The sequence below is a fragment of the Enterococcus sp. S183_ASV_20 genome, assembly GCF_018919685.1.
GTDB classification, from domain to species: domain Bacteria; phylum Bacillota; class Bacilli; order Lactobacillales; family Enterococcaceae; genus Enterococcus; species Enterococcus faecalis.
Genome location: NZ_JAHLRI010000091.1, coordinates 1 through 6,534, shown reverse-complemented (window position 1 = coordinate 6,534; position 6,534 = coordinate 1). Strand labels below are relative to the sequence as shown.

Annotated in this window: 6 protein-coding genes; 5 read left to right on the top strand and 1 reads right to left on the bottom strand. The window is 37.8% G+C overall.

Annotation, left to right across the window (positions count from 1 at the left end; all coding sequences use genetic code 11):
- The 3 genes from KQI94_RS15065 to cydC form a co-directional block, all read left to right on the top strand.
- On the top strand, window positions 1-641 hold a 641-nt coding region (locus KQI94_RS15065), incomplete at its 5' end, for a cytochrome d ubiquinol oxidase subunit II (protein ID WP_216454563.1).
- Between the two features lie 4 nt (window positions 642-645).
- Window positions 646-2,379: a thiol reductant ABC exporter subunit CydD gene (gene cydD / locus KQI94_RS15060; RefSeq protein WP_002364369.1), complete on the top strand. Its 1,734-nt coding sequence runs from the start codon at window positions 646-648 to the stop codon at window positions 2,377-2,379.
- Entirely contained in the window at window positions 2,376-4,142 is a 1,767-nt protein-coding gene (gene cydC, locus KQI94_RS15055; RefSeq protein WP_002364246.1) for a thiol reductant ABC exporter subunit CydC, read from the top strand. Before cydD ends, cydC begins: the two co-directional genes overlap by 4 nt.
- A 79-nt stretch (window positions 4,143-4,221) precedes the next feature.
- Here cydC and KQI94_RS15050 read toward each other — a convergent pair whose 3' ends face one another.
- Window positions 4,222-5,202 carry a polyprenyl synthetase family protein gene (locus tag KQI94_RS15050; RefSeq protein WP_002369162.1) on the bottom strand — a complete coding sequence of 327 codons (981 nt, stop codon included), beginning with the start codon at window positions 5,200-5,202 and terminating at the stop codon, window positions 4,222-4,224.
- Window positions 5,203-5,323: 121 nt separating this feature from the next.
- Between KQI94_RS15050 and KQI94_RS15045 the strand changes: the two genes are divergently transcribed.
- Both KQI94_RS15045 and KQI94_RS15040 read left to right on the top strand, forming a co-directional pair.
- Window positions 5,324-6,229 carry a prenyltransferase gene (locus KQI94_RS15045; RefSeq protein WP_002360016.1) on the top strand — a complete coding sequence of 302 codons (906 nt, stop codon included), beginning with the start codon at window positions 5,324-5,326 and terminating at the stop codon, window positions 6,227-6,229.
- A 28-nt stretch (window positions 6,230-6,257) separates the two neighbouring features.
- Window positions 6,258-6,534, top strand: a 277-nt coding sequence (locus KQI94_RS15040; RefSeq protein ID WP_216454561.1) for an FAD-dependent oxidoreductase, incomplete at its 3' end; no start/stop codon positions are given.

Genomic DNA, 6,534 nt, shown 5'->3' with positions numbered 1-6,534 from the left:
TCCTTGTACCGTTCTTCTTTGGTATTTTGTTTATCAGCTTAGTCCAAGGGATGCCTTTAGATGCAAACGGCAATATGCATGCGCAATTTACGGATTATTTTAATCTGTTTTCAATTGTTGGTGGAGTAGCCTTAACATTACTTTGCTACTTACACGGCATGAACTATATTGCTTTAAAAACAGAAGGCCCAATTCGCGAACGTGCTCGAAATTATGCAGAAATCTTATACGGCGTTTTATATGTCGGTTTAGTTGTTTTTGCAGTGTTGATGTACTTCAAAACGGACTTTTATGAAAAGAACTTTGCGGTCACTTTAATTTTAACGTTAGCAATTGTGGTCTTAACGGTCATTGCCAATGTTGGGGTGTTTAAACGCAAAGAGATGTTAGCTTTTCTAGCGAGTGGTTTAACATTAGTTGTACTAGTTGCTCTCTTGTTCAGTGGCTTGTTCCCACGTGTTATGATTGGTAGTGAAGGTTTTGATTTGTTGATTAAAGATGCAACAAGCACACCATATACACTAAAAATTATGACGTGGATTTCTTTAAGCATTTTACCATTCGTGTTAGCTTATACTGCTTGGTCCTATTATATTTTCAGAAAACGTATTTCACAGACAGCCGTACCAGAGGGGTATTAAATCTATGATTGATAAAGACATCTTACAGATGCCTAAAATCAAAAAAATTCTTGTCTTGCTTGCAGGTTTTTCTTTCCTGCAAGCAGTCTTTATAATTGGGCAAGCTTTTTTTCTTTCAAAAGCCATTGTCGGCCTTTGGAGTGGCGGGCATCTTAACCAACAACTACAGAGTATTTTACTCTTTTTTATTTTTTATCTTGGTCGACATGTTATTACGTATTTTCGTGAGAGAATGCTCGATACATTTAGTTATGAACGCTCGAAAGAATTACGCGAACAATTATTAACCAAAATTTTCCGTTTGGGGCCAAATGTTGTTCAAAAAAATGGAACTGGAAATATGGTTACCATGGCTTTAGAAGGCATCAGTCAAACCGAAAATTATTTACAATTGATTTTGACAAAAATGATGAATATGATGATTATTCCTTGGATTATTTTGGCCTTTGTTTTTACACAAGATATTCGTTCAGGCGTAACATTGCTGATTGTTTTTCCGATTATTATTATTTTTATGATTGTGTTAGGTTATGCAGCACAAAGTAAAGCGGACAAGCAATATGCGGCGTTTCAAATGCTTTCCAATCATTTTATTGATTCCTTGCGAGGAATTGACACGCTGAAACTGTTTGGGTTGAGTAAAAAATATGCTGGAAGTATTTACCATACAAGTGAACGATTCAGAAAAGCGACCATGAGTACATTGAAAATTGCTATTTTATCAACCTTTGCGTTAGACTTTTTTACGACATTATCGGTAGCTGTTGTGGCAGTTTTCCTTGGATTAAGTTTATTAAACGGCACGATTTTATTATTTCCTGCCTTGGTTACTTTAATTTTAGCACCTGAGTTCTTTTTACCGATTCGTGATTTTTCAAGTGATTATCACGCAACCTTAGATGGAAAAAACTCTTTTCAAGCGATCCAAGCGGTATTAGCATTGCCAGAAGCAGAACAGACCGATGTGCTCACGTTAGATGATTGGCATCAAGAAAGTCAGTTGTCAGTCACAGCGTTAAATTTTTCCTATGAAGATGCAACGCAAGAAGCGATTCAATCGTTGCAATTCTCTGTTGATGGTCGCAAAAAGATTGGAATTATCGGGGCGAGTGGTTCTGGTAAGTCAACGTTAATTAATTTATTAAGCGGCTTTTTATTACCAACAGAAGAAACGAGTCAATTGGCGATAAATGGCCAAACGATTCCACATTTTTTACAAAAAGACTGGCAAAAACAAATCCTTTATATTCCGCAAGCACCATATATTTTTCAAGATACTTTGGCAAACAATATTCGCTTTTATACACCTGAAGCAACAGATGAGGCGATTCAGCAAGCGATTCAGTTAGTTGGCTTAGACGAGCTGGTTAAAGACCTTCCCGAAGGAATTCATACCTTGATTGGGGAAAGTGGTCGAATGTTAAGTGGGGGACAAGCGCAACGAGTAGCGTTGGCCCGCGCCTTTGTCGATCAAAAACGCCACGTCTTGCTGTTTGATGAGCCGACAGCGCATTTGGATATTGAAACAGAAGTTGAAATGAAAGAGCGCATGTTGCCATTAATGAACAATCATCTTGTCTTTTTTGCGACACATCGTCTGCATTGGATGGAAGAAATGGATTACATTTTAGTGATGGAAAAAGGTCAATTAGTGGAACAAGGAACGCTAGCAGAGTTGATTGAAAAAGATGGCTACTATGTTCAATTAATGAAGCAAATGAGGGGAGGACGCCAATGATGGAAAAACAGCCGACAACGAAAGACGTTTGGAAAAACGATCAATGGGTTCGTCCTTTCTTAAAACGCTATAAAAAAACCTTGTATTTTGCCTTACTTTTAGGCTTCTTGACGTTCTTTAGCGCAGGGGCATTAATGTTTACGTCTGGTTACTTAATCAGTCGTGCGGCTTCCTTACCAGAGAATATTTTATTAATTTATATTCCCATTGTTTTAACAAGAGCATTCGGGATTGGCCGTCCTGTTTTTCGTTATGTGGAGCGTCTAACGAGTCATAACTGGGTGTTAAAAATGACCTCTGATCTGCGCTTGAAACTTTATAATGTACTAGAAAAAGATGCGATTTTCTTTAAGACAAAATATCGCACTGGGGATATCTTAGGTTTGCTTTCGGAGGATATTAATCATATCCAAAACTTGTATTTACGAACGATTTTCCCAACCGTTATTGCTTGGATTTTGTATATCTTTTTAGTGATTGCATTAGGTTTCTTTTCTTGGTGGTTTGCTTTATGCATGTTACTGATGTTAGGAGTGGTTGTTTTTCTATTACCACTTGTTTCAGTTCTAGTGAATGGTGCGCGTCAAGAAAAACATAAATATGCCAAAAATGAGTTATATCAAACACTAACCGACAATATTCTAGGTGTGTCTGATTGGGTATTTAGTCAACGTGGCTCTGAATTCGTTGCTCGTTATGAAACAGATGAAGCAAACGTTCGTGCATTAGATGAAAAAATGAAGCAATTTAACCGTGGCCGAGACTTTGTTTTACAACTTCTGTTTGGTGTGATTGCGATTGCTGTCTTAGCTTGGACAAGTGTGCGGTTTCCAGGTAATCATGGGGGCGCAGCCAATTGGATTGGGGCCTTTGTTTTAACCGTTTTTCCGTTAATTGATGCCTTTGCTCCGCTACCTGCTGCAGCACAGGAAACAACGATTTATAAGGATTCCATTCGTCGTTTTAATGAGCTTCCTGAAGGGGAAGATGACTCAACAGAAGCGCCTGTTCAGCCAAATGGCACCAGTTTATCGATAGAACATTTGTCTTTTGCATATGAAAATCAAGAGAAAAAGGTATTAAATGACTTATCGTTAACAATTCCTGAAAAACAAAAATTAGCGATTTTAGGACGCAGTGGTTCCGGAAAGAGTACGTTGGCTTCGCTCATTCGTGGTGATTTACGGCCTACTTCGGGAGAAATCCTTTTAGGAAATATCCCAACTGAGGCATTTGGTGAGACGATGACTGAATATATTGGGGTTATGCATCAAGCACCGTACCTATTTCGAACAACCATTTTAAATAATATTCGGATTGGTAGAGAAGAAGCAAGCGAAGCAGAAGTTTGGGCGGTTTTAGAAAAAGTTGGCTTAAAAGAAATGGTTGCCCAATTACCAGAAGGTTTACAAACAATGGTGGATGAAGCAGGTTTGCGTTTTTCTGGTGGCGAACGACATCGCTTGGCGCTAGCGCGGATTCTTTTGCAAGATACACCGATTGTGTTATTAGACGAACCAACTACTGGTTTAGATCCAATTACAGAACAGCAATTGCTGGAAACCTTTTTTGAGGCATTAAAAGATAAAACCGTCATCTGGATTACCCACCATTTGCAAGGCGTAACTTTGATGGATCAAGTGATCTTTATTGAAGATGGCCAATTAGAGATGAGTGGTACGCCAGAAGAATTACTTGCAACCAATGCGCATTATCAGAAACTTTACCGAATTGATCGTGGCATTAGTTCTTTCGAGGAATAAAAAAACGACTGGTTGTTGATTAAAGCAAACAATCAGTCGTTTTTCTATTTCAATTAATGGCAATTCTTCCATAAAACGTTTAAAATGAACGATGTAATAAGAGCTCAGTTAAGGAAAGTAAGGTTTCTTTTGCTGTGCCATCAGGCAATTGTTGAATATCAGTGATTGCTTTGTTGGTTACTTTTTTAGCAAAAGCTTGTGCTTCTGTAACGCCATGATAGTCATTAACTAGCGCCGCAACTTCAGCTGCCTCTTCTAAGGTAATGGCGCGTCCTTTATCCAAATAAGGGCTGAATACGTGAGGTGCTGCTTGATAAGCGAAGAGAAGGGGTAACGTATAAACACCTTGTGACAAGTCTTCTAAAGCGGGCTTTTTCAAGGTTTCCGTGTCGGCAGTATAATCTAAAATATCGTCATAGACTTGAAAAGCAATGCCAATATGACGGCCAATTCGTTTAGCTAAACGTTGGACTTCTTTTGAACTATGACCGAAATAGGCCCCTTCAAGACAGCTTAGTGAAAAAAGTTCGGCTGTTTTGCCGTTGACACTTCTTAAATAAGCAGGAATCGACATGCGGCGGTCAAATCGATGACTCATTTGATCGAGTTCACCAAGTAATAACCGTTTCATTCCTTGTGCATTGATTTTCATAAATTCAGAGCCATTCATGGCATCTGCAATCAAAGTAAAGAATTCAGTGAATAGTAAATCACCTGTGTAAACAGCCACGTCTTTACCATATTGTGATTGAATAGTCACAGCGCCTCGGCGCAATGGAGAATCGTCAATAATGTCATCGTGAATCAACGTAGCCATATGTAGGATTTCCAAAGATGCAGCTATTTTTAATAATTGTTGTTTCTCTTGTTTTTCTTCATCACCCAGTTGAGCAAAAAGAAAGAAAAAAGCGGGGCGTAATAATTTGCCGCCAGAACGAGCCAAAGTTACTAAGGCTTCTTCAATGTCTTCGTTGCGTGTTTGCAACGTTTGTTCAATTAATTCACATGTTTCCGTTAAAGAACGTTCAACGTCAGGAAACGACTTCCAAAATGTGTTCATAAATATACTACGATCCTTTCAGTGGTTCAATACTATTTGATTGTATACGAATTGGCGAAAGAAATACAGTAATTAAGTTTTAAAAGTAACAAAGTTTGTAAAAAAGTAGCGGAGGGATAGTTTGAATCGAGAAATATTTTTTGAATTAGTAGAATTAAAAGCAAAAACAGCGAGTGTTTTGCCATTTTTGTTAGGAATTTGTTTTAGTTGGTACCAATATGGGCGACTTCATGTTGGTTATGTTTTAATTTTTTTCATTGCGATGTTTATTTTTAATATGGCGGTCGATATTTTAGATAATTATAATGATTACCATCATGCCACAGAAGTTCATGATTATAAGGAAAAAACGAATATTATCGGTCGAGAAAATTTATCTTTGCCATTAATACGCAAAATGATTTTTTGGATGATTCTCGTTTCTGCTTTGATGGGGATTGGGTTGTCATTCATTGTCGGCTGGCCGCTATTAATTATGGGTCTTTATTGTTACTTAATTGGTATTTTTTATTCATCGGGACCGAAACCTTTGTCCAGTCTACCATTAGGGGAAGTTTTCTCAGGATTTACAATGGGGTTCATGATTACCCTTATTTGTGTCTACATTAATACGTTTGAAGTTTTCAATTGGTCAGCAGCTAATTTATGGGGGATTTTCTTAGTCGCCTTACCTAACACTTGTTACATTGCTAACTTAATGTTAGCAAATAATATCTGTGACTTAGAGGAAGATGAAAATAACAAGAGATATACATTAGTTCATTACCTTGGCAAAGCAAGTTCTTTGAAATTATTCGTCGGATTAAATACAATAGCAATGTTAGCCATTTTGTTAGCTGTCGGTTTAGGATTAACCCCGCCAACAATGTTACTCATGCTTTTAACTTTACCTTTTGTACGGAAACAAACCCAAGCCTTACTGAAGGAACAAGTGAAGAGTAAAACATTTGTTTGTGCTGTGAAGATCTTAGCTGTGGGAGCAACTGCACAAGTGCTATTTTTTGCCATAGGTTTGTGGTGGCTGTAAATTTTTTATAGAGTGGAAGGGAATCAAAATGAATAAGAAACATGTTGTTATTTTAGGTGCTGGTTACGCAGGCTTAAAAACATTACGCGAATTACAAAAAGGCGCCAAAGACGTCGAAATTACTTTAGTGGATCGTAACAACTATCACTACGAAGCAACGGATTTGCATGAAGTTGCTGCTGGAACACAACCAGCTGAAAAAATCACATACAATATTATGGATGTTGTCGATGAAAAAATGACCACCTTTATCCAAGGAACAGTTAAAACAATTGATGCTGCAACACAAACAGTTGCTTTAGAAG